Source organism: Nocardia sp. NPDC050718 (assembly GCF_040654235.1).
Lineage (GTDB): Bacteria > Actinomycetota > Actinomycetes > Mycobacteriales > Mycobacteriaceae > Nocardia.
In genome coordinates, this window is the sequence record NZ_JBFAHQ010000004.1 from 712,380 (window position 1) to 738,094 (window position 25,715).

Consider the following 25,715-nt stretch of genomic DNA (forward strand, 5'->3'; position numbering starts at 1 on the left):
CACCATGACCGTCACCATCGCCGAGATCGCCGCCCCCGCGACGATCGATCGCCGCCCCCGGGTCACCCACGTGAGCCTGCCCGCCGCGCTGTTCCAGTCGCTGCTGATGGCCTGGCGCGGACTGCTCACCTTCCGGCACAGCCCCCAGCTGCTCTACGACGCCCTGCTGCTGCCGATCGTCGGACCGCTCCTGTTCGGCAGCATCTTCGGTACCGCCATCGCGGGCAGCATGACGGCCTACCTGCCGATTCTGATCCCGGGCGTGCTGGTGCAGATCGTGCTCACCTCCTCGGTCGCCACCGGTGTGCAGCTGTCCGAGGACATCAGGTCGGGGGTGTTCGACCGGTTCGTCGCCATGCCGATCGCCCGATCGGCGCCCGTCGCCGGCGCGTTGCTCGCCGGCGCGACCCGATATGTGATCGCCGCGACCACGGTGGTGATCGTCGGCTTCGCCATGGGCTACCGCCCCGCGCATCCGCTCGGATTCGTCGCCGGCGCGGTGCTGGTCGTGCTGGCGACCACGGCGATCAGCTGGCTGTTCGCGTTCATCGGGGTCACCGTGTCGCGGCCCGCCGCCGTGCAGGGCATGTCGATGCTGGTGCTGACGTTCCTGAGTTTCGCCTCCAACGCCTTGGTGCCGGAGGAATCGATGCCCACCTGGCTCGCCTACGTCTCCGACTACAACCCCGTGTCGTATCTGGTGTCGGCGGTGCGCACGCTCGCCGAGGACGGCACGATCGGCGCCGACGCCTGCTGGTCGGTGGTGGCCTCGCTCGTCATCGTCGCCGTGTTCGCGCCCCTGACCGTCCGCACGCTGCGCGCCCGCTGAGAGGAGCCCCCATGACACTCACCGCCCCCGCGATCACCCCCGCGGCCGCCGTCAACCGGCTCACCGCCGACGACGACCTGTTCCTCAAACTGCACAGCCTCTACGGCAACGCGCTGGTCAACCAGCTCGCCTGGCGATTCGACGAACCGCTGAGCCGAGAGCTGCTCAACCGCTTCCACGCCCAGCTCGCCCACGGCTTCCTGGCCCGCCGGGTCCAGGGCACCCGGGTGCCCTTCGCCCGCCCGTACTGGGTGCCCGCCACCGCCTCGATCCCGCTCGGCTGGGACACGGTGCCGGTCACCGAGGACGAGGTCCTGGACTGGTACTTCGCCCAGAGCCGAATCGATTTCGACCCCACGGCCGGGTCGGTGTGGCGGTTGTCCGCCGCGCCGACCACCACGGGCGGCACCTTGGTGTCGCTGGTGACCTCGCATGTGGCCTCCGACGGCGGCGCGGTGCTGTTCGCCGTCGGTGACGCGCTGGCCCGCCTGACCGAAGAGCCCGATCGGACCGTGAGTTCCGGGAGTCTGGTCGGCCGGGCACCCCGGAATACGTTCGGCGCGAACATCTCCGACGCCGTGGTCCAGCTCCGGGCCGTCGCGCGGGGAATCCGGGCCGCCCTCGCGACGCGCGCCGTCACCGAGCCCGGCCGCACTCCCCGACCGGCGGACCCCGAGCTGCCGCTGCCGGATCGCTGGTCGCCCGCCGATGCCGTCGTGCACCTGTCCCTGGATCAGTGGAACTCCATCGCCGCCACGCATTCCGGCACCACCAACGGACTCCTGATCGCCCTCGGCGCGGGCCTGCTCGGCCGCAGCGGGCGCGTCGGCGACGCCGCCGACATCCGCGTCGACATCCCCCATTCGATGCGCACCGCCGACGACCCGCGCGCGAATGCCACCACCGGCCTGCCGATCTCGGTCCACTACCGCGCCACCGACCGCATCGACCTCGGCGCGGTCAGGGCGGCGGTCAAGCGAGCCGCGACCGCCTACCGCGACCCGGCGACCACCCCCGCCCTCCAGCATCTGCAACCGCTCCAGATGATCCTGCCCCGCTTCGTCCTGCGCCACTTCGCCCGCACCGCCACCGCACCGGAGTGCCTGTGCACGAATCTCGGCGAGACCGCCCAGGGCGTGGCGGATTTCGCCGGTCACCGGGCCGCCGCCGTCCTCATGCGCCCGGTCGTGTGCACCAACGATCCCGCCATGTTCCGCCGGGTGGAGGTCGGCGTGAACCTGTCCTTCTCCACCGACGGCCGCACCGTGACCCTCGCCGTCACCGGCGCCGACCCCGACCGCTTCCCGACCCGCGCCGCTCTGCGCACCCTCCTCACCGCCGAATTCGACTTCTGGGGATTGACACCGCACTACTGGTGATCCGAGGGCCGCGGATCGCTTCGACTAGAATCCGTGGCGTGTCAGGCTGCCACCGGATGCCCTCGGAGACCTCGTGAAGGCCGTCGTCTACGACCGCTACGGCGGTCCGGAAGTGCTGTCCCTCACCGACGTTCCCGTCCCCGAGCCCGCAGCGGACCAAGTACTCATCCGCGTGCGCGCGACTTCGCTGAACCTCTCGGACTGGGAGAATCTGCGTGGGTCACCGTTCTATTCGCGGATCGGCGGCTTGCGGGCACCGCGCCGAGGCATTCTCGGCTCCGATATAGCGGGCGTGATCGAGGCCGTCGGGTCGTCGGTGACCGGGTTCGCGCCCGGTGACGCGGTGTACAGCGACAATCTCCTGCACAAAGGCGGATTCGCCGAGTATGCCGTCGCGCCCGCGTCCACGGTGGCCCACAAACCACGGGAACTGGGATTCGCCGAGGCCGCCGCGGTGCCGCAGGCGGGGGCGATCGCGATCCAGGGCACAGAGGGCATCACCCCGGGGATGTCGGTACTGATCAACGGGGCGGGCGGTGGCACGGGCGCGTTCGCGATCCAGTTGGCCGAGCGGGCTGGCGCCCGGGTGACCGGCGTCGACAACGCCGGCAAACTCGACTTCATGCGCGGGCTCGGCGCCGACGAGGTCCTCGACTACCGCGTCACGGACTTCACCCGCACCGGACCCTACGACCGGATACTCGACCTCGTCGCCCTCCGATCGGTCTTCGCCTACCGCCGGGCGCTGACGCGCGGCGGCCGGTACCGCTGCGTCGGCGGGACCACCCGGGCCGTGCTGCGCACCGCGACGGCGGGCGCGCTCCTCGGCCTGGTGAGCGGACGTTCGCTCGGCGTACTCGTCGTCAAGGAAGGGCCTGCGCATTTCGAGCCGCTGGCGCGCATGTGCGTGGCGGGAGAGATCGACATCCACCTCGACCGCATCTTCCCGCTCGAGGAGGCGCCGCTGGCCTTGGCATACGTCGGCGCGGGCCGCGCACTCGGAAAGGTAGTAGTCGAGATCGACTGAACAGCGGGGACCGTCGGGGCTTTACTTGGTCCTGCTGACCGTGACCGTCTTCGTCTTCGTCGACTTCGGGACGTTGGTCGGCGTGGACGATTTCCCATCCGGTGCGGCGGTCTTGGTCACGGTGATGGTCTTCGTCCTCGGTTGCGCCTGCCCCACCTCGGCCTGCTCGGGCACCGATCCACAACCAGCATCCGGTGCTGCACCGCCACAACCGGACCCGGCAGACACCAACCCCACAGCCACCACAGCGGCACCGATCGCGACGACGATCCCGGCCAACAGCTCGCGTGCCATAGATCCAGCCTCCTCCGTCGGACTTCGGACTTCGGACTCTACGTACGATCCGGGCCGCCGCGGCCGACACCGAGCCCGCGTGTCGGCTCGCGCGCGACAACACCGTCGCACCACGCCTCTCCGGTTCAGACTGGCAATCGGCCCCGGCTCAGACTGGCGTTCGGCTTCGATAACGTCGGCGATATTGCTAGACAGCCCTGCCGCGGAACGAGAGAGCCGTTCGTTAGCGCACGCAACCGAGTCGCCTCACGGTGATAGGTTGCGTGCCATGTCAGTCCCCGACATCCCCGAATCCGCCGGCCCGCCCCGCCGGACCGCCAAGCGCGTGATCGGCGGTATCGCGCTGATCCTGGTGGCGATAGTTCTGCTGATCACCGGAATCCAGGCGATTGTCGATCCCGCCGCGGTGGTCGCCGGATCCTCCGGCTCCGGGCGCAGTCCCGACACCGACGCCGAGGCGAAGATCGGCGGGTTGCTGCTGTGCTTCTTCGCGATCACGGTGTTCGGCTTCGGCATCGGCCTGGTCACCAGCAAGACGGCGCCGAAGGGTGACAGGGCCGGCTCACCCCGCTGAGCAGGCATCACCGCGGCGTAGCCGATGCGGCCCCACTGTCTCACCAGCGGTGGTCGTTGGGCCGCGGGGCTGGGCGGGGCGGAGGGAGACGTTGGGGCCGGGACGGTAGGAGAGCAGGCGCCGGGCCCGCGGGCGGGAGGTTCAGGCTGTAAGCGGACTCGGCATGTTCGGATTCGTCGATGCCCTCGGCCTCGGACTCGGAGTCAACGCGCAGGCCGATGAGCCGGTCGACGATCCACGCCAGCAGCAGGGTCGCCAAGAAGGAATAGGCCATGACGGCCACCGAAGCGATGGCCTGGCGCTGCAACTGGAGGAACCCGCCACCGTAGAGCAGGCCGTTGCCACCCGCGGGGTTGACCGAGACGTCGGCGAACACGCCGACCAACAGGGTGCCGACCACGCCGCCGACCAGGTGAACTCCGACCACGTCTAGCGAATCGTCGTAGCCGAAGGTGTATTTCAGGCTCACCGCGAGCGCGCAACAGATACCCGCGGCCACACCGATACACAGAGCGCCGACGACGCCGACGAAACCGCACGCGGGAGTGACGGCGACCAACCCCGCGACCGCGCCCGAGGACGCCCCGATGGTGGTGGGTCTCCCGTCCCGGAGTTGTTCGACGACGATCCAGGCGAACGACGCGGCGCCTGCCGCGATGGTGGTGTTGGTGAACGCCAGCGCGGCGAGATCGCCTGCGGTCAGCGCGGATCCGGCATTGAAGCCGTACCAGCCGAACCACAGCAGGGCCGCGCCGAGCAAGGTGAACGGCACATTGTGTGGCCGGGCGATGCTGCGCGGCCAGCCGTGGCGTTTGCCGAGCACCAGCGCCAACGCCAGCGCCGCCGCGCCCGCGTTGATGTGCACCGCGGTGCCACCCGCGAAATCGAACGCGCGAAGCTGGTTCGCGATCCATCCGCCGACATCGGCGGAGGCGCCGGAGGAATCGGTGTCGGTGAAACCGGTGACGTGGAAAACCCAATGCGCGACCGGGAAATAGACGACAGTGACCCACAGGGCCGCGAACACAATCCACGACCAGAAGCGTGTCCGCCCGGCGATCGCACCGGTGATCAACGCCGTGGTGATGACCGCGAACATCAACTGGAACATGACGAAGGCCATGGTGGGGATCTGGTGCCCCACCGGGCCGGACAACGTCCCGTGGGTCGTGCGCAGCAGCACGTGCGACATGTCCCCCACGAGCCCGTAAAAGACGTCGTCACCGAACGTTTCGCTGTAGCCGTAGAGCACCCAGAGCGTCGACACCACGCCCAGACAGACGAAGTTCATCATCAACATGTTGAGCACACTCTTGCTGCCAACCATGCCGCCGTAGAAGAACGCCAGTCCCGGTGTCATCAACATGACCAGCGCGGCGCAGGCCAGCACCCACGCGGTATCTCCCGAATTCACATTCGTACCTCTTGTCCGACAGGATTCCGGCACAGCATCGAGAAGCGCTGTTTCCCCGAACAACCCGCGGTGTTTCGAGCCGATGAATTCCGACGAACACCAGTTCCACACGATCGCCGAGGAGCCCGCTCAGCAGCAGGTCCAGCAACGCGCGGTGTTCGGCCCGCGAGGCGTCCACCACCAGACCCCGCACATACCGAGTCGGACCCCAGCCGACGGTCCGGCGTGAGGTCGGCAGATCCAGGTCGAACAACCCTCACAGGCCCTCGAAGTAGGCGCGGCGCTCCTCGGCCATCCACTGCGGATCGCGCTCGTCGGTGACCACATCCACAAACGCATCCCGCAGCTCGCCGACCCCGAACCGTGTCGGAGGATTGGGTACCACGCTCGCGTAGTCCTCATCCGGCAGCACCGTCCCAGTGTTGTGGCTCCCACACCCACGATCGAGCCACATCACCAGGGTCTTGCCTGAATGAGGTTGGACAACATGATCGCACCCAATGGACTCGCCCCGGGGTCCCGCCGTCCGGCGGTCATTCCAACCGGGCGCAAATATTCGGTTACCGCTGAATCTTGCGAATGAGTACACCTGAATTCGTCGCGTGCTCCAGGTTTCACTCATATAGCGCGCGCAGCAACAATCCCCAGCACTTACCCGCCACCGATGCCCGTTCCCGTTCCGGCGTCTTGTTCAGCAGCGCGCCCAGCATTCCCACGGCGAGAAAGATGTCCTCGGCCGTGACCCCGCGACGGACACTGCCACGTCGACTGTCGTCGGCGAGTTTCTCATCGAGCAGGGCGTAGAGCCGGGCGATGATCTCCGCCAGTCGAGGGTCGCTGCTGTCGGCGAGACGGAACAGGTCGAACAAGACTGCCACCTCGACGATCTGGTCGAAGATCTCCGCCAGCAGCTCGTCGAGCGTCGAGTCGGTCTTCGCGACCATCGCCTCCAGCTGGGCGAGGTTCTCGTCGAAGACCGCCAGGATGATCGCCTCACGAGTCGGAAAATGCCGGTAGAGGCTCCCTTGGCCGACTCCCGCCGTGCGCGCTATCAGGTTCAATGGCGCATCCAAACCGTGTTCGGCAAAGGTGGCCTTCGCCGCAGCGAGGAGGGCAACGCGATTCCCGGCGGCGGCGGCGGGCCCCCTGTTGACACGACGTGACGAGCTCATCCGGACTACGCTACCCACAAGTCGACCCCGCCCGGTCACAACCGGCGACGATACAGACGGGCGTAGCCCAACAATCGACTTCCCCACGCGGTGGTCGCTTTGAATAACGCCGGATGAATTCACGTGCGGCTATCGCCAGTCACATCGCCACCAACTGTTCATCACAAGTTGTTTCCTCGCCCAAATTCGTGTCCACGAATCGTGCAGTCATACAATTCGGGGCGGGCCGGATACCGAGAGTCCGAAACATCCGGACAAGCAAGTCCGGTTGGGCTAGGGTGCAGTGATGCTGGCATCCGCTACCCCCGACAGCACATCAACGCCCCCCGAGCAGGCACCTCGGTTCGATCGCCCAACGCCGCAGTGAGGACAGCACGACCCGGCGTGGCGGAATCGACGCCCGCCGCCGGGGCGAGTACGACGACAGCCCTCGAGTGGCTCACCGCGTTCGCACTGCGGATGCGATCCGAGTCCGCGAGCGAGCCGATCATGTCCACCGTCGATGCCGCGATCCAGGAGACGTTTCCACACTTTCTCGCGGATGCCGAACTCCATCGGGAGGTCCGCGCGGCCACACGGGCACACTGGCTGAACTTCCTAGCCGTGGTCGGCCGTACCCGGTTCGAGGCACACCCACCCACTGAGGCCGTCGACGGCGCGCGGACTGTGGCGCGCCGTGGTTATGGCGTGGACATGCTGCTCAAGACGTACCGGGCCGCACAGCGAGGGCTGTGGCGATACATCACCCACGTATTGAACGAGCAGATCCCGGATTCCGAGCTCCGCGGGGTCGTGTTGGTCACCTTCTGGGAACGCAGCACACTGTGGCTCGACAACTGCCTCGATGACATCGTCGCCGCGTACATGAGCGAGCGCGAACACCACATCCACACCTCCGATGCCCACCGCACGGCAACGGTTCAGGCCATCCTGCACGGCGAGCCCGCGCCGACCGCCGGTTCACCCGACGATCTCCGCCACCCGATGGACGATTTCCAGACCGCCCTCGTCCTCTGGACCGACCGCGAAGTACCCGCCCGGCAGGCACCGCATCTACTGCGCGAACACGCGACGGACATCGCCGATTCATTAGGAGCACCACCGCCGCTGCTGGTCAGCAGCGGCGCTCACGGCATGTGGGCCTGGTTGGGAACGCCGCATCGCCCGGAGACCGGCGACCTCCCGGCGCCGCCGACCACGCACACCCGAGTCGCAGTCGGCATCCCGAACCCCGGGGTGGACGGCTTCCGGCGCAGCCATCCGGAAGCACGCTCGGCGCAGCGAATCGCGACCAGCGCTTCTCACGCCGCAGCCGTCACCGTCTATCAGGACGTCGACCTGGTGTGCATGCTCACCGGCGACGGAAACATCGATGCTGTGCGCGCGCTCGTCGAGCGCGAGCTCGGCGACCTGGCCGACCGCAGCGAGCCGGTGGCACGGATCCGCGATACTGTGCGCGAGTTCCTCTACGCCGGCGGTAGCATCGGCGCGACCGCTGACCTGCTGGGCGTGCACGCGAACACCGTCCGCTACCGACTCCACCAGGCCGAGCGTCGCATGGGTCGCCAGATCGAGCGCCGACGAGTCCATATCGAACTGGCCCTACGCTGCCTCGAGATCTACGGCGACGCGCTCCTTCCGACTCCGTAGTCGGGTCGATTCCGGCCGAACGCGTCGTTCGGGAACCGTCCGTCAACCGCGAGATCCGGCCGAGCATGAACGGATCCGACCTAGACTACTACCGATGAGCTGGTGGGATTTCCAGATTTCTCACAACGGCGCGAGCGACCGTGGGCGACGCAGTCGGGGACCGAGGGTGGGCCGATGAGCGACGGCAACACGCTGCGCGCCTGGTGGCAAGACCCGGTCGACTACCGGTGGCTGGTCGCGACGCTGGCGGCCCGATCGGCGCTGGGACCACTCAAGATACTGATCGGCATCGCGGGCGCGGCGATCGCGGTGATGGGCGCGGTGATCGCCGGCACCTCGGTGGGGCCGCCCGGCGATCCCGGCATCGCTTCGATCATCGGGGTGCTGTCCGGGACGCTGTGGGCAGTACGCTGGTGGCTGTTTCCTTGGCCGAACAGGACCGAGTCGCTGTTGCTCATCGCCTGCGCCGACGTGCTGTTCACCGTGGAATTCCTGCAGCTGCAGGATCGACTCTTCGGCGCTATGGGCACAGTACTTCTCCTGGTCACCGGCAGCTACCTGAGCTTCTTCCACAGCGCGCGAGCGCTGGCCGCGCATTCGGTCTGGTCGGTGTTGTCGGTGCTGGTGCTGTCGGCGCGGATCGCTACCGGCGGTGGCGAGGTGCGCCTGGCGGTCGCGGTCGCGCTCCTGCTCGCGTCGGTGGCCGTCGCGATGCCCGCGTTCCAACTCCTCTATTGGCTCCTGCGCACCGAGTCGCTGTCGGACCCGCTGACCGAGCTCCTCAACCGCCGAGGGCTCGAGAACCGACTGCCGCAGCTGATGGACCGCAGTCCCGCGATCTGTGTCATCTGCTTCGATCTCGACCGATTCAAGAACGTCAACGACACCTGGGGACACAGCATCGGGGACGCTGTCCTGGCCCGAACGGCGCGCCGGTTGCGCGCTGCCGCAGGTGATTCCACCGTGGTGGCACGCACCGGCGGTGAGGAATTCGTGGTGGCCGCCCCGATCGACGCAGCCGCCGCGCGGGTCGAGGCCGAACGGCTGTGCCAGGTCGTCGCCGAACCCTCGGAGACCACCGTGATGGTCACCGCGAGCGTCGGCGTCGCAGTCTTCGACGCCACGACATGCCCCCAGTGCCAGCACCCAGCTCCGGACCGACTGCTGCAATGCGCCGACGCGGCGATGTACCGGGCCAAGCAGTCCGGCGGAAACCTCGTGGTGGTCGACGATCTCACGCCACTACCGAATCATCACCACCCGCACGAGGACGACCGCCGGTAACGACCGGCTCCGGAACTTCCTGCGCCGACGACGGGCGCTGGGCACCGATTCGATCTCCCTTCCGTTCTCGCCATCCGATGCCCCAAGTGCAATACTGGAAGCGATACAGTATGAATGACCGTAGCGTTGGTGACGGTCGGCCGCCAGGCCTCGACGGCGGCTTCAGCAACGAAGGGACAGGGAATGACAACGCTGGACTATCTCGCCATCGACGTCGACAACCACTACTACGAATCATTGGACGCGTTCACCCGCCACCTGCCCAAGGAATTCCGGCAGCGCGGAGTGCAGATGGTCCAGGACGGCAAGCGCACCCTCGCGATCATGGGCGGGAAGGTCAATCACTTCGTCCCCAACCCGACGTTCGACCCCATCATCGAACCCGGCTGCCTCGATCTGCTGTTCCGCGGTGAGATCCCGGACGGCGTCGATCCCGCCTCGTTGATGAAAGTCGACCGCCTGGCCGACCACCCGGAGTACCAGCAGCGCGACGCCCGCGTACCGGTCCTGGACCGGCAGAAGCTCGAGACCGTCTTCATGCTGCCCACCTTCGCCTGCGGGGTGGAGGAAGCACTCAAGCACGACATCCCCGCGACGATGGCTTCCCTGCACGCCTTCAACCTGTGGCTCGACGAGGACTGGGGATTCGACCGGCCCGACCATCGGATCATCGCGGCGCCGATCATTTCGCTCGCCGACCCGGTGGCCGCGATCGAAGAGGTCGAGTTCGTGCTGAGCCGGGGCGCCAAGATGGTCCTGGTCCGCCCGGCGCCGGTGCCCGGCGTCACGCACCCACGATCGCTGGGCGACCCGCTGCACGACGCGGTGTGGGCCCGCTTGGCCGAGGCCGGGGTGCCGGTCGGCTTCCACCTGTCCGACAGCGGGTACCTCGCGATCAACGCGCTGTGGGGCGGCAAGGCCCAATTCGAGGGGTTCGGCAAGAAGGATCCACTGGATCAGATCCTCCTGGACGACCGGGCGATCCACGACACCATCGCCTCGATGATCGTCCACCAGGTCTTCACCCGGCACCCGAAGCTCAAGGTCGCGAGCATCGAGAACGGGTCGTACTTCGTCCACCGCCTGATCAAGCGCCTGAAGAAGGCGGCGAACACCGCGCCGTACCACTTCACGGAGGACCCGGTCGAGCAGCTGAAGAACCACGTCTGGATCGCCCCGTACTACGAGGACGACGTCAAGCTGCTGGCCGAGACGATCGGCGTCGACAAGATCCTGTTCGGCTCCGACTGGCCGCACGGTGAGGGTCTCGCCGATCCGACCACCTTCACCGCGGATATCCCGCAGTTCCCGGAGTTCTCCTACGAGGACACCCGAAAGGTCATGCGGGACAACGCGCTCGAACTGATCGGCGCCAAGGTCACGCTGGACTGACTCGGCGGAGCCACCCCATCAGGCCGCCCGCCCCAGCACCGGAACGACGGTGCCGGGGCGGGCGGCCGTCCTCATTTGACCAGGAACCTGGTGACATCGAGAATCAGCACGACACGGTCGTAGACGTCGTCGGGCAGTTCACCTCCGGCGTCACCGTAGAGTTCGTTCAGCTCCTGGTAGAACTCGCCCTTCTCGTCCCCGAGCACCGTGACCAGCCACCCCCGGGTTTCCAGGCATCGCGACGGAGCATCCGGATCCGTGATCAGGAACGAGTAGTTCGGATTCGCCTGCAGGCTGGTGAACTTGCGACGCGGAATGGTATGGCTCATCCGCAGATGCGCACCGTCCCACTTGAACCGCATCGGCGACAGGTCCGGAGCACCGTGCGGCGCGACCGTTCCGAGAACACCGACGATCGGCCGCCGGAGCAGGTCCGCGAGTTCGGCGGGCACCTGTGCGGTCATGACACACTCCATCTTCGGTTCGCTGTGACGATTTCCATGGCGCGTCTACCGCGCGATCACCGAGTCCGCGAACGCCCGGATCGACCGGGCCGCGGCATCGGGACTCGTGCTGTCGGCATGCACGACGGCCCAGGTGGCGCCGCGCTTCCCGAGGTCCTCCAGGACATCTATCGCGGTCCGCACCGAGGAGCCGTCGGCGAAATCGATCACCGGGCAGACGATCTGGATGTCGACGGAGTCCGGATCACGGCCGGCGGCGGCCAGTTCGCGACGCAAACCGTCGACGCCCTCGCTGAACTCCTCGGCATTCTCGATCGCGGTCGTGCGCATCGCCGCGGCCATCCCTCGATCCGCGATGATGGGCATCCACCCGGCACCGTGCCGGAGGACCCTGCGCCGGGCGGCGACCCCGTTGCCCCCGATCCACAGCGGCGGATGGGGCCGCTGGACCGGGCGCTGGAGCCACACCGGTCCCGGCGCGCCGAAACCTTCTCCGGCGACCGGAGATCCGGGGTCGGACCAGATCCGGCACATCGCCTCGAGCGACTCGTCGAGCAGGCGCCCCCGCCGGGTGTGATCGATGCCGAGCGCGGCGAACTCCGCGCGCAGGTATCCGGCTCCGACACCGGCGATCAGCCGGCCGCCGGAGACGATGTCCAGGCTTCCCAGCGCCTTGGCCGCGAGATACGGGTTGCGGAAAGGGAGCACGTACAGGTTGGTGAGCAGCCGGATCCGCGAGGTCACGCCGGCGATGTAGCTCAGCGCCGCGATCGGGTCCAGCGTGTTGTGCCCACCGCTGTGCCGCCATTTCAGCGACGGCGCGGGGTGCTCGCTCAGCGCCACCGCGGCGAATCCGCACTCCTCGGCCGCGACCGTGAGTTCGCGAATCACCGCGGGATGCAGAAATTCTTCCGCGGCGCCGGGACGCTCACCGGGGTACTCCAGAACATATTTCATCACTGACAACCTCTGCCCCACCGATCCTCGCGACGCCGTGACGCCGCACGGACACCAGACGACAGTAGCCCGTGCGGTTCTTGCTACTGTATATATTACAGTAGACACCTTCGCGGCCGATGTCACCGGCCCATCGACGCAAACGAGGTCAGCTGTGCAGATTTCCGACGAGGCAGGACCGCAAGGACCGCTGTCCGGGCTCACCGTGGTCGCGCTGGAGCAGGCGGTGTCGGCGCCGATGTGCACGCGCGTCCTCGCCGACTTCGGCGCCCGGGTGATCAAGATCGAGAATCCGGCCGGAGGCGACTTCGCCCGGCACTACGACGATGTCGTCCACGGCCTCGCCGCGCACTTCGTCTGGGCGAATCGGGGCAAGGAATCCGTCGCGCTGGATCTCAAGGATCCCGACGGCCGCGCGATCCTGCGGCGGATCCTCGGGACCGCCGATGTCTTCGTGTCCAACCTCGCACCAGGCGCGGCGGCCACCCTCGGGTTGTCGGCCGAGCAGCTGACGGCGGAGTTCCCGGAACTCGTGGTGATGGAGATCGACGGCTACGGCGCGGGCGGCCCACTGTCGCACAAACGGGCCTACGACCTGCTCATCCAGGCCGAGTCGGGCACCTGCGCGGTCACCGGCACAGCGGACGCGCCGGCGAAGCCCGGACCACCCATCGCCGATGTGAGTTCCGGCCTGTACGCCGCGCTGACGATCCTGGCGCTCCTCTGCGCCAAACGTGCTCCCGCCGGTCGATCCGCCGTGCCCGCCAGCGCGTCGGTGAGCCTGTTCGACACCGCGGCCGAGCTGATGGGCTACCACCTGACCTACACCCGCCACACCGGGGTCGACCAGCAGCCGTTGGGCATGAGTTCGCCCGCGGTCGCCCCCTACGGCGCGTACCGCACCGCCGACGGCGCGACGATCGTCCTCGGCACCACCAACGACCGCGAATGGCAGCGCCTGTCCCGCGACCTGATCGACCGTCCGGACCTCGCCGCCGACCCTCGGTACGCCACCAATGCCGACCGGGTGCGGCTGCGCGACGAACTCGACCGGGAGATCGCCCGCTGGTGCGGCCGCCACGAGGCCGACGCCGTGCAGGAGCGGGCGGATGCGGCCGGTATCGGCAATTCCCGGTTCCGAACGCCCGGCGAGGTCCTCACGCATCCGCACCTGGCCGCACGCCGACGCTGGCGCGCCATCCCGACCCCGGCGGGTCCGGTGACCGCACTGCTGCCACCACCGGTCATCACCGGCTTCGAGCCGCCGATGGGCGCGGTACCCGCACTGGGTGAGCACACCGAATCCGTGCTGGTAAGAGCAGGTTTCACGCCGGACGAGATCGAGGAGTTCCGCCGCCGGGGCGCGCTCGGGCCCGCCGGGAACAACGACGAAAGGACGATCCAGTGACCGCAGAACCCACCTTGCTCATCGAACAGACCGACGGGGTGTGCACTCTGACACTGAACCGCCCGCACCGCAAGAACGCGATCAGCTTCCCGCTGTGGCACGCGCTGCGGGCAGCACTGAGCGACATCGCCGGAGACGACACGGTCCGCGCGGTGGTCCTCACCGGCTCCGGCGAAACATTCTGTGCCGGTGCCGATATCGCCGATGCCGAGGGCATGGACGAATTCCCCGATCCCCGCGCGGAACTCGCGACCATCAACGACACCGTGCGCCTGCTGCACGAACTACCGGTGCCGACCCTGGCCAAGGTTCGCGGCGTCGCCGTCGGCGCGGGCTGGAACCTCGCGCTGGCCTGCGATCTCGTGATCGCGACACCGGAGACGCGGTTCTGCCAGATCTTCGCCCGCCGGGCGCTGTCGCTGGACTGTGGTGGCTCCTGGCTGCTGCCCCGACTGGTCGGCCTCCAGCAGGCCAAACGCCTCGCCTTGCTGGCGGAGATGATCGACGGAACGCAAGCCCTCGAACTGGGCTTGGTCACCTGGCTGCACACCGCCGACACGATCGACGACGTCGCGACCGAGCTGGCCCAGCGCCTCGCCGCCGGTCCGCCGTTGGCCCTCCGGCAGACCAAGGACCTGCTCAACACAGGTACCGGTCGAACCCTCCTGGAAGCCCTCGACGCCGAAGCGTCGGCGGCGAGCGCCAATCTCGCGGGACCGGACGTGCTCGAGGCCTTCGCCGCCTACGCGGAGAAGCGCGAACCGCGCTACACCCGCGCCCCGGAAGTCACCGCGTGAGCGGCCGTCAGGGAAGCGCACCGCGACGCAGGCGCGAACGTGGTTCCCTCAATCCGGAGGACATCATCGACGGCGCGTTCGAACTGGCCGAGCAGGTCACCGTCGACGGCCTGAGCATGCCGCTGCTGGGCAAACACCTCGACGTCGGGGTGACCAGCATCTACTGGTACTTCCGCAAGAAGGACGATCTGCTCAACGCGATGACCGACCGCGCGCTGCGCCGCTACCTGTACGCGGTGCCCTTTCCCTCGGTCGAGCCGCACAACTGGCGGGATTCGCTGGCCCGGCACGCGCGGATCATGCGCCGCACCTTCCTCGACAACCCGATCCTGTGCGACCTGGTCCTGATCCGCTCGGCGCTGAGCCAGCACGCGGCGCGACTCGGCGCCGAACAGGTGGAGCGGACCGTGGCGAACCTGGTCAGCGCCGGGTTGTCGCTCGACGACGCGTTCACCGTCTATTCGGCGGTCAACCTGCACGTCCAGGGATCGGTGGTGCTCCAGCGCCTGCACGACAAGAACCAGGAGCTGGGCAGCGAGGCCGCCGCGTACTACGACGTGATCCGGATCGAGCCCGAAACGACACCGCTGCTCGCCGCGGCCATGGCGGAAGGGCGCCGCTCCGGCGCACCCGACGACCACAACTTCGAATGGGGTCTGGCCTCGGTGCTCGACCGCGCCCAGCAGGCCATCGCCACGCGAAGCAGCCCTTAGACAGGAGAACCTGGATGGAAGGCGGTACCGAGGTGGAGCCGACACGACGAGCACCCGGCGCAGATGCGACAACCCTGGGCGGAGTGCTGCGCGCGCACGCGCGCGCGTTCCCAGACCGGCCGCTGCTCGATCTGGGAAGCGAGCAGCTGACCTTCGGTGCCGCGGAGCATCGTTCGGCGCTGCTCGCCCGCGGTCTCGCCGGACTCGGCGCCGGCAAGGGCATGCATATCGGGCTGCTGTACCCGGACGGGGCGGAATTCGTTGTCGCGCTGCTCGCCGCCGCGCGCATCGGAGCCGTCGCTGTCCCGCTGCCCGCCTCCGCGGGCCCCGTCGAGATCCGGAATCTGCTGGCCCACAGTGATGTCCGGATCCTCCTGCGGGCGCGGGAAGATCACCTGCCGAGTGCGGCCAGGGTGGTCTCGGAGGCCCTGCGCGGCGCGGAATTCGACGCCGAGGGGAGGTGGTATTGCACGGCGGCACCACAGTTACGGCACGTGGTTACCGACAGCACGACACCGGCGCGGTACGCCCCGGACGTCCACCGATGGGCCGACGCCGTCGACGACGAACAGCTCGCCGCGCTCGAAGACGATGTCCATGCTGCGGATCCGCTGTGCCTGCTCTACCTGCCCTCGACCGGTGACTCACTCACCGGTGCCGTGCATACCCACGGCTCGTTGGTCGGTGGTCATCGGGTACGCAACCAGGCGAGCGGGCTGACCACTGAGTCCGTCCTGCGGACCGATCACCCGCTCCCCTCCCCCGCCGGGATCCTGCCCGGGTTGCTGCCCGCCGTACTCGCCGGCGCGACGCTGCAACGCCACGACATCACAGCTCCCACGCAGGTAGCCGCCGGTCGCTCCGATGGGCTTGGCTCGATCGAAGCGGGCGGTTCGGTTCTGTGGCCCGGGGACGAAATCCGATCCGGCGGAAAGCCGATGCCGGGCTTCGATACAGCGGTGCTCGACCCCGATACCGGTGCCGAGGTCGCTCCGGGAACGGTCGGCGAGTTCTGTTTCCGCGGACCGTTCGTCATGCAGAACTACCATCGGCGAAGCCGTGAGGAGTGCTTCGATCCCGACCAGTGGTTCCACACGGGCGAACTCGTCCATCGCGACGACGACGGCGTGATCCACCCGGTGGGTCGCGGCATCGAGCCGTCGCCGCGGACGCACCCGGGTGAGCATCCGGCCACGACTATGGACCGGCTCGTCCGCGATCGGGCCGAGAGGTTCGGCGATGTACCGGCGGTGATCGAACCCGGTGACCGGCTCACCTACGGCGAGCTCGACTCAGCGACAAGGGAACTCGCCGCCGTGCTCGTCGATTCCGGTGTCGGCAAGGGAACCAGGGTGGGGCTGCTGCTGCCCAACGGCATCGACTGGGTCCGGATCGCTGTGGCGCTCACCAGGATCGGTGCGACCCTGGTCCCGTTGAGCACGCTGCTGCGTCCGCCGGAGTTGCGTGCCCAGCTGCGCGTCGCCGCGGTCCAGATCGTGGTGACGGTGCCGGAGTTCCGCGGCCGGAACTATCTCGACGATCTCCCACCGGCTCACCAGGACGGCGCGGTCGCACCCGATTCGTCCCTCCCGGCGCTCAGGCAGATCTGGACCGCGGATCGGCTCCTGACCGCGAAGCCGACCAGCCGGGCGGTCCGAATCTCCACAGCCCTGGCCGAATCCGTGTCGGCTGCCGACACCTTCGCCATCTTGTTCACGTCGGGAAGCCGGGGCATGCCCAAGGGAGTCCTGCACTCCCACGGCAGTGCTTTCGGGGCTGTCCGGGCCGGCTTGTCCGCCCGCGCCATCGACGCGAGCACCCGCCTCTACCTGCCGATGCCGTTCTTCTGGGTCGGTGGCCTCGGCGGCGGCGTGCTCTCGACCCTGCTCGCCGGTGCCACGCTCGTCACCGAAGCCGTCCCCCACCCGCCGGCTACCCTCGAGCTGTTGCGCAGGGAACGGGTGACGCTGTTCCGGGGCTGGCCCGAGCAGGCCGAGGCCCTTGCCCGGGTAGCCGAGACCGACGGTGTCGCCGTCACGACACTGCGGCCGGGCAGCCTGGACGCGTTGCTGCCCGCCGAGCTACGGCCCAGACCCGGTGCACGCGCCAACCTGTTCGGCATGACCGAATCGTTCGGCCCGTACAGCGGGTATCCCGCGCATACCGACATGCCCGCGTCGGCCTGGGGCAGCTGCGGGCGGCCGTTCGCCGGGACACAGCTACGGATCACCGACCAGGACACCGGATCCGCGGTGCCCACCGGCGACGTGGGTGTCATCGAACTGCGCGGACCTCACCTGCTGCGCGGGATGTGCCTGCGCGAGCGCACCGAGTTCATGACACCGGACGGCTTCTACCGCACCGGTGACCTCGGCCGTGTCGACGACCGGGGCTTCCTCTACTATCACGGCCGTGCCGACGACATGTTCAAGGTCAGCGGTGCGACGGTGTATCCCAGCGAGGTCGAGCGCGCTCTGCGCGGTCTCGACGGCGTCATCGATGCGTGCGTGACCGATGTCGCGGGCGAACAGGGCGCACGCGTGGGCGCGCTCGTGGTCTGCGACAGCTCGGCCACGCCGGACGGACTGCGCGCCCAGGTCCGGGAGTCGTTGAGCGCCTTCAAGATACCCACGGTGTGGGTGCTGACGGATTCGCCCGAGCGGATACCGCGCGGCGCGACCGGCAAGGTCGACATCCGTGGTCTGCGCACCCTGCTGCAGTCCCCCCAGCCGGAAGGAGCTGGTCGGTGAGCGAGGATCAGCAGTCCGCGACACAGCCCTTGGCCGGGGTCCGGGTCGTCGAGATCTCCAGCTTCGTGGCCGCACCGCTGGCCGGGATGACCCTGAGTCAGCTCGGCGCCGAGGTCATCCGGGTCGACCCGCTCGGCGGTGCCGCCGATGTCCACCGGTGGCCGTTGACCGATGACGGCGCCAGCATCTACTGGACGGGCCTGAACAAGGGCAAACACTCGGTCACCGCAGATCTCCGATCGCCGGAGGGACAGCAGCTGATCAGCCGGCTGATCACGGCCGGTGGCCCCGCGGGCGGAATCCTGCTGACCAATGTGTCCGGCCGCGACTGGCACAGCCATGCCGCGCTGTCCGCCCTGCGGCCCGATCTGATCCATCTCGAAATCCTCGGCCGCGCGGACGGGTCGACCGCCGTCGACTACACCGTGAACGCGGCCACCGGCTTCCCCCTCGTCACCGGACCGGCCGACCACGCCGAACCGGTCAATCACGTGGTGCCCGTCTGGGACCTGCTCTGCGGCCTGTACGCGGCGCTCGCGATCACGGCCGCGGTCCGGCACCGCGACGCCACCGGGGAGGGCAGCCGGATCTCGCTGCCACTGGAGGACGTCGCGCTGGCCACCGCGGGCAACCTCGGGTTCCTCACCGAGGCCATGGTGTGCGAGCGCACCCGTCCCCGGCTCGGCAATGCCGTCTACGGCCAGTTCGGCGGGCATTTCACCGGAGCCGACGGCGCGACCTTCATGGTGGTGGCACTGACCGCCCGGCACTTCCGGGATCTCACCGAGCTCACCGAAACCGGCCAGGTCGTCGACGCGCTCGCCGACGCGCTGGCGGCGAACTTCGCCGACGAAGGGGATCGCTATCGCCATCGCGAGGTATTGACCGGTCTCTTCACACCCTGGTTCCGGGCCCACACCGGCGCGCAGATCGCCGCGGGACTGGCGGGGACATCCCTGATGTGGGAGCGCTACCGGACCTTCGGCGAAGTCGCCGCCGACCCGAAAGTCACCGCCAATCCCCTGTTCTCGCCCCTGGATCAGCCCGGCATCGGCACCTATCTCGCGCCCGGCGCACCGGTCTCGATCAACGGGACGCACCTGCCCGCCCGGATCGCTCCGGCGCTGGGTCAGCACACCACCGCGGTCCTGCGCGACCTGATCGGGCTCTCCACCCCGTCCATCACGGAATCGCGGAAGGCAGCGGCCGATATCTGATCCGCGCGCCCGAGCGGACGACCCGGTCAGCTCGGGCGTCGCCGCGAGAGCAGCGCCTGGGCCCGGGCGAGGTGCGGCCGGTCGAGCAGGGCACCGCGATGGCCGATCGCCCCGGCCGCGGGGTCGGCGGCGAACAGATCCACGATCTCCTGGGCGGCGGCCAGTTCGGCCTCGGTCGGCGCGAACGCGTCGTTGATGATCTCGACCTGGTCCGGATGGATGGCCAGCATGCCCCCGAAACCGTCCTGCCTGGCACGGAGGCAGCGCGCCCGCAGCCCGGCGGAGTCGCGGTAGTCGGCGTGGATGGTGTCGACGGCGACCGCGCCGGCGGCAGCGGCGCCGAACAGGCACAGGCTGCGCGCCGTCTCGAGGACCGGACCGAACCGTCCGTCGGCGCCGCTCACCGCCGCCGCACCGATCTCGGCCGCGAGATCGGCGACACCCCAGGTGACTGCGGCCAACCGGGGCGCATCTCGATAGGTCCCCATGGTGTGCACCGATTCGGCGGTCTCCGGGGCCAGCGCGATGACCGCGGTGTGTCCGGCCGGTGTTCCACCCGCCACTTCCAGAGCGGAGAGATAGTTGTCCAGTGTCCGCAGGTCCTGGCCGCCACGAGCTTTGGGCAGCATGATGCCGCCGGGCCGGCCGGGCAGCACCGCCGCCAGGTCCGTCAGGGTGTGCGGGCTGTCGAACGGGTTCACCCGGACCCACAGCCGCCGCCGCTCCGCGACGGGGCAGTCGGCCAGGAATTCCGCGCACACCGCGCGAGCGTGGGCTTTGCGATCCTGGGCCACCGCGTCCTCGAGATCGAGGATCACGATGTCGGCCGCGCTCGCCGCGGCTTTCGTCGTCTTCCGCTCGCTGTCGGCGGGAGCGAACAACCACGATCTCCGTCCGAGGTCGGCACCTGCGCCGGGCGCTCCACTGAATATCATCCCGTGAATGTTACTGTATTTGTTTCTGGCGATCACCTCCGCGGGCCACGCGCCCGCGTGCCGGGCAGCGGAAACTCCATCGGTAATGGTTACTGTGGTAAATAACAAAGGCCGCGCACCGATATAGCCCCCACACCAAAGACTCCACGAAGGTGGCCACAGATGACGAAACGAGCAACCACGGACAGGCGCCCCCGGCGCGAGCGGGGTTCCCTGAACCCCGAGGACATCCTCGACCGCGCTTTCGAGCTCGCCGAGGAGATCTCGCTGGACAACCTGAGCATGCCGCTGCTCGGCAAGCACCTCGGCGTCGGCGTCACCAGCATCTACTGGTACTTCCGCAAGAAGGACGAACTCCTCAACGCGATGACCGACCGAGCGTTGCAGCAGTACGAGAATGCCGCGCCGTTCATCGAGACCGACGACTGGCAGGACACCCTGCGCAACCACGCGCGCACCATGCGCAAGACGTTCCTGAGCAACCCGATCCTGTGCGATCTGATCCTCATCCGTGGCGCGCTGAGTCCTCGTGCGGCACAGGTCGGCGCCGTGATGACCGAGAAGGTCGTCGCCAGCCTGGTCGACGCGGGGATGTCGGTCGATGACGCGGTGGACACCTATTCCGCGGTCCAGCTGCACACGCGCGGCTCGGTGGTACTGCAGCGGCTCTACGACAAGAACAAGGAATCCGGCGACGAACCGGGTGCGTACTACGAACACCTGCAGATCGCACCGGAAACCACCCCGCTGCTGGCCGAAGCGAGCGCCAGGGGCCACCACAGCGGTGCTCCCGACGATCACAACTTCGAATACGGGCTCGACTGCATTCTCGAACGAGCGGTCCGCCTGATCGGCGCGCCCCCGAAGAAGGCCGCGGCCAAGAAAGCCGCAGCGAAGAAGGCCCCGGCAAAGAAGGCGGCCGCGCAACCCGCCGCGAAGGCCACCGCGGCGAAGAAGACCACGACGGCCCGGAAGACGGCCACCCCTCGCCGTACCCGCGCGGCGGCGAGCTCCGAGTAGCAGCCCGACCGCTACGCCAGCTCGTCGAGCCGACGGACATTCCATCGGCCGGTGAACGCCGTCTCCCGTTTCTGCGCGAACGCCGCGTAGGCCTCGGGCAGATCCTCGACGGCGAAATTGACCGCCTGCGCGCGCGACTCGCCGGCCAGGGCCTCACGCAGGGATCGGTCCACACCCTCGTTGAGCAACGCCTTGGTCTGCGAGATCGCGATCGGCGGGCCCGCGGCGAGCCGCTGCGCGATCCCGTCGACGAACTCGTCGATCTCCGCCTCGGGCTTGATCCAGGTGAGCAGGCCGAGTTCGCGCGCTTCGGCCGCGTCGATCGTCTCCGCGAGCAGCGCGAGCCGCTTGGCCTGCTGGACGCCGACGAGCTTCGGCAACAGCCACGAGCCACCGCAGTCGATCGAGAGCCCACGCCGGGTGAACACCTGGGAGAAGGTCGCGTCCGGTGTCGCGACGACCAGGTCGCAGCCCAGGGCCAGGTTCCAGCCTGCACCGACCGCGACGCCGCGCACCTTCGCGACGGTGGGCACCGGCAGATCGTGGAGGTATTGGGCGACATCGGCGATCGCCCGCAGCTTCCGGAACGGCGCGGCATAGGGATCGCTGTCGACGACGTCCGCTCCCGAGCAGAAGGCACCGCCCGCCCCGGTGACGACGACGGCACCCACGCCGGGTTCGTGGGCGATCGCGTCCAGCGCACCGCGCAGCGCGTCCCACAGTTCGAGGGTGATCGCGTTCTTGCGGCTGGGCCGATTGAGCGTGAGCGTCACAACGCGGTCGTTGCGCTCACGGCGCAGAATGTCGGTCACGGGGATCGAGTCCTTCCGTTCTGCCGGCGTCACCCGGTGCGCGTTTACAGAAACAGGTCGGTGTCGAGCGGAGCCAATCCTGGCACCGCCCGGTATCGGCCGAAGTCGGTGACGCCGTGCGCAGCCAGCACATCCTCGTCGACGAGGAACCGGCCCGAAACCTCGCCCGGCGAGGTGAACACCAGATAGGCGGCGTCGGCGCAGATCTGCGGGATCCGCGAGGTGGCCACGCGCTGCGCACCACCGGGCCGGTTGCGGATCGCCGCGGTCGCGATCGTCGTGCGCGGCCACAGGGAGTCGACCTTGATGCCGCTGCCGCGCAGTTCCTCGGCGAGCCCCAGGGTGACCAGCGACATGCCGTACTTGGCGATGGTGTAGCCGAGATGAGCTCCGGCCCAGCGTGGTTCGAGGTTCAGCGGTGGCGACATCGTCAGGATGTGCGGATTACGGCCCGCCTCAGCCGATTTCCGAAGGTACGGCAGCGCCGTCTTGGCGAGCAGGAAACTGCCGCGACAGTTGATGTCCTGCATCAGGTCGTAGGCCTTCATCGACAGGTCTTCGGTGCGCGAGAGGTCGATCGCGGACGCGTTGTTGACCACGATGTCGATCCCGCCGAACCGCTCGGCGGTCTGTTCGACCGCCGCCGCGACGACCTCGTCCCGGCGGACATCGCCGATCACCTTCAGCACGGAGCCGCCCGCCAGCTCGAGCTCCTCGGCGGCGGTGTGGATGGTGCCGGGCAAACTCGGGTGCGGCTGATCGGTTTGGCGATCAGGGTGATGTTGGCGCCGTCCGCGGCCGCCCGCCGGGCGATCTCGAGTCCGATGCCGCGGCTGCCGCCGGACATGATCATCGTTCGCCCCGCGAGGGCTCTGTCACCGTCGGGCATTCGACCGATCTCCGATCCGCTCGACCCGGCGGCAAGGCCGGCGGGTGATCATACTGTTGTCATTACAGTACATATCTCTGGAGCTCACGTCCAATGTCACTTACTGTAATACTGACAGTATAATCTGGCCGATTCCGGCCCGCGCGCTCGCCCGTCGACGACGGCTCACCACCACCCTGCCCCCGAGGAGCGGAACACCATGGCCTACGTCATCACCCAGCGCTGCTGCAACGATGCCAGTTGCGTCGCCGACTGCCCCGTCGACTGCATCCGGCCCCGTCCGGACGAACCCGGGTTCGCGTCCGCCGAGATGCTCTACATCGATCCCGACACCTGCATCGATTGCGGCGCATGCGTCGACGCGTGCCCGGTGGACGCCGTCTTCGCCGAGGACGACCTGCCCGACGTGCTGACCGGATTCGCCGACATCAACGCCGCGTACTTCCGGCGGCATCCGCTACTGCCGGCGGCCGACCCCGTCGCACCCCTGCGGTTGCCGAAGAACCTCGGCCCGCTGCGGGTGGCCATCGTCGGCGCCGGCCCCGCGGCCTGCTACGCCGCCGAGGAACTGCTGCGGCGCAGCGCCGCCGAGATCGAGATCTTCGACCGCCTCCCCACCCCGTGGGGCCTGCTCCGTTCCGGAGTCGCGCCGGATCATCGGAGCACCAAGGCGATGACCACCCGGTTCGAGCCGGTCCTCGACCGCGAGGCCGTCGGACTCCACTTGAATGTCGAAGTGGGCGTGCATATCTCGCACGACGAATTACTCGCCGACCACCACGCGGTGCTGTACGCGGTCGGCGCTTCCGGTGACCGCGCCCTGGATATCCCGGGCGAGGACCTGCCCGGCTCGCACTCCGCCACGGAGTTCGTCGCCTGGTACAACGGTCACCCCGACTATGCCGACCGGGTGTTCGACCTGTCGGGCCCGCGCGCGGTGATCATCGGCAACGGCAATGTCGCCCTGGATGTGGCCCGGGTCCTGACGATGCCACCGGATCTGCTCGAGGGCCGGACCGATATCGCCGAGCACGCACTCACGGCTCTGCGGGCGAGCCGTGTCACCGAGGTCGTCCTGATCGGGCGGCGCGGTCCGCTCCAGGCGGCCTACACCGGTCCGGAGTTCCTCGCGCTGGGCCATCTCGATGGTGTCGACGTCGTCGTCGAGTCGACCGACCTCGACCTGGACCCAGGGAGCCGCGCCCTGCTCGACGATCCCGCGGCCGAACCATCACTGCGACTGAAGTACTCGGTGGCACAGCAGTATTCGACGTCGGCGGGCACACCGGGACACCGCCGCATCGTCTTCCGCTATCTCGCCTCGCCGACCGCGCTGACCGGTGACGGCAAGGTCGAGTCCGTCGAGCTGGTCCACAACGAACTCACCGCGCGGGACGGCCGCCTCCGTGCCGAGCCCACCGACCGCACCGAAACCCTCACGGCCGGACTGGTACTACGCGCGGTCGGCTATCGGGGCACTGCGCAACCCGGACTGCCCTTCGATCCCGCGCGCGGGGTGATCCCCAACGAGCACGGCCGGGTCGTCGGATCGGACGGCGCACCGGTGGACCGGGTCTATGTGACCGGCTGGATCAAACGAGGTCCGCAGGGCGTCATCGGGACCAACCGAGTCGACGCGCAGGAGACGGTCGAGGCCATCCTGTCAGACTTCGCCGCGGGGCGCCTGGCGTCCCCCAGCGGTGACCGGGCCGCACTCACCGAGTTGCTCGACCGCAGGCAGCCCGACCGCGTCGGCCGGGACGGCTGGGCGGCCATCGATCGTGCCGAACTGGCCGCGGGCGCCGCCGCAGGCAGGCCGCGCGTCAAACTGGCCACCCGGGCCGCCCTGCTCGCCGCGGCCTGCGCACCGCAGCAGTCCTGAAAGCGCCACCGCCGCTCCGGATCGCGGAGCGGCGGTGGCGGTTTCGGGCGGCCGTGGTGACGGCACGACTCACTTCGGCTGGAAGCGCTGACCGCCGTCGATCCGCACCACTTCCCCGTTGATGTACGGGTTCTCGAGCAGGTGCTGGGCCAGCAACGCGTATTCCACCGGTGCGCCCAGCCGCTTCGGGAACGGCACGGACGCGGCGAACTGCGCGAGCTTCTCCGCACCGAGGAAGTCCATGATCGGGGTGTGCATGGTGCCCGGAGCGATGCTGTTGACCCGGATCCCCACCGCACTCAGATCGCGAGCGGCGACCAGCGTCAGGCCGATCACGCCGCCCTTGGCCGCCGCGTAGGCGGACTGGCCGATCTGGCCCTCGTAGCCGGCGATCGAGCTGGTCATCACCACGGAACCGCGTTCACCGTTGGCCTTGGCCTCGAGCTTGGCCATCGCGGCCGCCGCGAGCCGCAGCACGTTGTAGGTGCCCGTCAGGTAGAGCGCGATCGTGTCGGTGAAACCCTTCAGGGTGTGCGGGGATCCGTCCCGGTTGACCACCTTCTCCAGCACGCCGAAGCCACCGTGGGCGATCACCGCGTAGCGCAGCGTGCCCAGCTCGGCGGCCGCGGCGATCGCGTGCTCCACCGAGTCCTCGTCGAGCACGTCGGTTCGCACGTAGACGGCCTTGTTGCCCAGCTCGGTCGCCAGCGCATTGCCCTTCTCGTCATTCAGGTCGGCGATCACCACGGCCGCACCCTCGGCGTGCACCTTGCGCACCGTCGCGGCCCCGAGGCCACCGGCACCGCCGGTCACCAACACCACTTCACCTTCGAACGACACTGTTTCTCCTCACTTC

The 25,715-nt window shown here is 68.6% G+C and carries 23 protein-coding genes and 2 pseudogenes; 15 read left to right on the forward strand and 10 right to left on the reverse strand.

Features of this window, described 5'->3' with window-relative positions:
- The first annotated feature begins 4 nt into the window (after positions 1 to 4).
- From AB0H54_RS22285 to AB0H54_RS22295, 3 genes are all read left to right on the forward strand, one after another.
- On the forward strand, positions 5 to 829 hold the full coding sequence (locus AB0H54_RS22285; RefSeq protein ID WP_357347410.1) for an ABC transporter permease: 825 nt from the start codon (positions 5 to 7) through the stop codon (positions 827 to 829).
- 11 nt (positions 830 to 840) lie between these two features.
- Positions 841 to 2,208, forward strand: a complete 1,368-nt coding sequence (locus tag AB0H54_RS22290) for a hypothetical protein (RefSeq protein WP_357347412.1) — start codon at positions 841 to 843, stop codon at positions 2,206 to 2,208.
- 73 nt (positions 2,209 to 2,281) lie between these two features.
- Complete coding sequence (locus AB0H54_RS22295; RefSeq protein ID WP_357347414.1) at positions 2,282 to 3,235, forward strand: NAD(P)-dependent alcohol dehydrogenase; 954 nt, start codon at positions 2,282 to 2,284, stop codon at positions 3,233 to 3,235.
- Positions 3,236 to 3,256: 21 nt separating this feature from the next.
- Here AB0H54_RS22295 and AB0H54_RS22300 read toward each other — a convergent pair whose 3' ends face one another.
- The gene (locus AB0H54_RS22300) at positions 3,257 to 3,529 is read right to left on the reverse strand and encodes a hypothetical protein (RefSeq protein WP_357347416.1); all 273 of its coding nucleotides are present in this window, start codon (positions 3,527 to 3,529) and stop codon (positions 3,257 to 3,259) included.
- A 268-nt stretch (positions 3,530 to 3,797) separates the two neighbouring features.
- On the opposite strand from AB0H54_RS22300, the gene AB0H54_RS22305 reads away from it, so the two are divergent.
- Positions 3,798 to 4,103 carry a hypothetical protein gene (locus AB0H54_RS22305; RefSeq protein ID WP_357347418.1) on the forward strand — a complete coding sequence of 102 codons (306 nt, stop codon included), beginning with the start codon at positions 3,798 to 3,800 and terminating at the stop codon, positions 4,101 to 4,103.
- Between the two features lie 40 nt (positions 4,104 to 4,143).
- On the opposite strand, the gene AB0H54_RS22310 is transcribed toward AB0H54_RS22305, so the two are convergent.
- The 3 genes from AB0H54_RS22310 to AB0H54_RS22320 all read right to left on the reverse strand — a co-directional run bounded on the left by AB0H54_RS22310 (position 4,144) and on the right by AB0H54_RS22320 (position 6,689).
- The gene (locus AB0H54_RS22310) at positions 4,144 to 5,517 is read right to left on the reverse strand and encodes an ammonium transporter (protein WP_357347420.1); all 1,374 of its coding nucleotides are present in this window, start codon (positions 5,515 to 5,517) and stop codon (positions 4,144 to 4,146) included.
- Between the two features lie 256 nt (positions 5,518 to 5,773).
- Entirely contained in the window at positions 5,774 to 5,929 is a 156-nt protein-coding gene (locus AB0H54_RS22315) for a hypothetical protein (protein ID WP_357347422.1), read from the reverse strand.
- Positions 5,930 to 6,131: 202 nt separating this feature from the next.
- Positions 6,132 to 6,689, reverse strand: coding sequence for a helix-turn-helix domain-containing protein (locus AB0H54_RS22320; RefSeq protein WP_357347424.1), 558 nt, complete (start codon positions 6,687 to 6,689; stop codon positions 6,132 to 6,134).
- Positions 6,690 to 7,178: 489 nt separating this feature from the next.
- Here AB0H54_RS22320 and AB0H54_RS22325 point away from each other — a divergent pair, with 489 nt between their 5' ends.
- The 3 genes from AB0H54_RS22325 to AB0H54_RS22335 all read left to right on the forward strand — a co-directional run bounded on the left by AB0H54_RS22325 (position 7,179) and on the right by AB0H54_RS22335 (position 11,015).
- Positions 7,179 to 8,339 (forward strand): helix-turn-helix domain-containing protein, encoded by a 1,161-nt coding sequence (locus AB0H54_RS22325; RefSeq protein ID WP_357347426.1) that lies wholly within the window; start codon positions 7,179 to 7,181, stop codon positions 8,337 to 8,339.
- Between the two features lie 174 nt (positions 8,340 to 8,513).
- Complete coding sequence (locus AB0H54_RS22330; RefSeq protein ID WP_357347428.1) at positions 8,514 to 9,623, forward strand: GGDEF domain-containing protein; 1,110 nt, start codon at positions 8,514 to 8,516, stop codon at positions 9,621 to 9,623.
- A gap of 183 nt (positions 9,624 to 9,806) precedes the next feature.
- Positions 9,807 to 11,015 (forward strand): amidohydrolase family protein, encoded by a 1,209-nt coding sequence (locus AB0H54_RS22335; RefSeq protein ID WP_357347430.1) that lies wholly within the window; start codon positions 9,807 to 9,809, stop codon positions 11,013 to 11,015.
- A gap of 71 nt (positions 11,016 to 11,086) precedes the next feature.
- On the opposite strand, the gene AB0H54_RS22340 is transcribed toward AB0H54_RS22335, so the two are convergent.
- Together AB0H54_RS22340 and AB0H54_RS22345 are read right to left on the reverse strand one after the other, a co-directional pair.
- Entirely contained in the window at positions 11,087 to 11,479 is a 393-nt protein-coding gene (locus tag AB0H54_RS22340; RefSeq protein WP_357347432.1) for a pyridoxamine 5'-phosphate oxidase family protein, read from the reverse strand.
- 45 nt (positions 11,480 to 11,524) lie between these two features.
- A complete protein-coding gene (locus tag AB0H54_RS22345; protein WP_357347434.1) occupies positions 11,525 to 12,436 on the reverse strand; it encodes a TIGR03619 family F420-dependent LLM class oxidoreductase in 912 nt (303 codons plus the stop codon).
- Between the two features lie 154 nt (positions 12,437 to 12,590).
- Between AB0H54_RS22345 and AB0H54_RS22350 the strand changes: the two genes are divergently transcribed.
- The 6 genes and pseudogenes from AB0H54_RS22350 (at position 12,591) to AB0H54_RS22375 (ending at position 19,321) form a co-directional block, all read left to right on the forward strand.
- Positions 12,591 to 13,844: a CaiB/BaiF CoA-transferase family protein gene (locus tag AB0H54_RS22350; protein WP_357347436.1), complete on the forward strand. Its 1,254-nt coding sequence runs from the start codon at positions 12,591 to 12,593 to the stop codon at positions 13,842 to 13,844.
- Positions 13,841 to 14,641, forward strand: coding sequence for an enoyl-CoA hydratase-related protein (locus AB0H54_RS22355; RefSeq protein WP_357347438.1), 801 nt, complete (start codon positions 13,841 to 13,843; stop codon positions 14,639 to 14,641). The genes AB0H54_RS22350 and AB0H54_RS22355 overlap by 4 nt, the downstream gene beginning before the upstream one ends.
- The gene (locus AB0H54_RS22360; RefSeq protein ID WP_355278249.1) at positions 14,638 to 15,354 is read left to right on the forward strand and encodes a TetR/AcrR family transcriptional regulator C-terminal domain-containing protein; all 717 of its coding nucleotides are present in this window, start codon (positions 14,638 to 14,640) and stop codon (positions 15,352 to 15,354) included. The genes AB0H54_RS22355 and AB0H54_RS22360 overlap by 4 nt, the downstream gene beginning before the upstream one ends.
- Before the next feature lie 14 nt (positions 15,355 to 15,368).
- Positions 15,369 to 16,391 (forward strand): annotated as a pseudogene (locus AB0H54_RS22365) (AMP-binding protein); the annotation flags it as partial.
- 162 nt (positions 16,392 to 16,553) lie between these two features.
- Positions 16,554 to 18,104, forward strand: coding sequence for a class I adenylate-forming enzyme family protein (locus tag AB0H54_RS22370; RefSeq protein ID WP_357347570.1), 1,551 nt, complete (start codon positions 16,554 to 16,556; stop codon positions 18,102 to 18,104).
- The gene (locus AB0H54_RS22375; RefSeq protein ID WP_357347440.1) at positions 18,101 to 19,321 is read left to right on the forward strand and encodes a CoA transferase; all 1,221 of its coding nucleotides are present in this window, start codon (positions 18,101 to 18,103) and stop codon (positions 19,319 to 19,321) included. Before AB0H54_RS22370 ends, AB0H54_RS22375 begins: the two co-directional genes overlap by 4 nt.
- A 26-nt stretch (positions 19,322 to 19,347) precedes the next feature.
- On the opposite strand, the gene AB0H54_RS22380 is transcribed toward AB0H54_RS22375, so the two are convergent.
- The gene (locus AB0H54_RS22380) at positions 19,348 to 20,202 is read right to left on the reverse strand and encodes a CoA ester lyase (RefSeq protein WP_357347442.1); all 855 of its coding nucleotides are present in this window, start codon (positions 20,200 to 20,202) and stop codon (positions 19,348 to 19,350) included.
- Positions 20,203 to 20,418: 216 nt separating this feature from the next.
- Between AB0H54_RS22380 and AB0H54_RS22385 the strand changes: the two genes are divergently transcribed.
- Complete coding sequence (locus AB0H54_RS22385) at positions 20,419 to 21,276, forward strand: TetR/AcrR family transcriptional regulator C-terminal domain-containing protein (protein WP_357347444.1); 858 nt, start codon at positions 20,419 to 20,421, stop codon at positions 21,274 to 21,276.
- An 11-nt stretch (positions 21,277 to 21,287) separates the two neighbouring features.
- On the opposite strand, the gene AB0H54_RS22390 is transcribed toward AB0H54_RS22385, so the two are convergent.
- Together AB0H54_RS22390 and AB0H54_RS22395 are read right to left on the reverse strand one after the other, a co-directional pair.
- Positions 21,288 to 22,088, reverse strand: a complete 801-nt coding sequence (locus AB0H54_RS22390) for an enoyl-CoA hydratase-related protein (protein WP_357347446.1) — start codon at positions 22,086 to 22,088, stop codon at positions 21,288 to 21,290.
- A gap of 44 nt (positions 22,089 to 22,132) precedes the next feature.
- Positions 22,133 to 22,977 (reverse strand): annotated as a pseudogene (locus AB0H54_RS22395) (NAD(P)-dependent oxidoreductase).
- A 199-nt stretch (positions 22,978 to 23,176) separates the two neighbouring features.
- Here AB0H54_RS22395 and AB0H54_RS22400 point away from each other — a divergent pair.
- A complete protein-coding gene (locus AB0H54_RS22400) occupies positions 23,177 to 24,859 on the forward strand; it encodes an FAD-dependent oxidoreductase (protein ID WP_357347447.1) in 1,683 nt (560 codons plus the stop codon).
- Between the two features lie 69 nt (positions 24,860 to 24,928).
- Here AB0H54_RS22400 and AB0H54_RS22405 read toward each other — a convergent pair whose 3' ends face one another.
- Positions 24,929 to 25,699, reverse strand: a complete 771-nt coding sequence (locus AB0H54_RS22405) for an SDR family NAD(P)-dependent oxidoreductase (protein WP_357347449.1) — start codon at positions 25,697 to 25,699, stop codon at positions 24,929 to 24,931.
- Between the last annotated feature and the right edge of the window lie 16 nt (positions 25,700 to 25,715).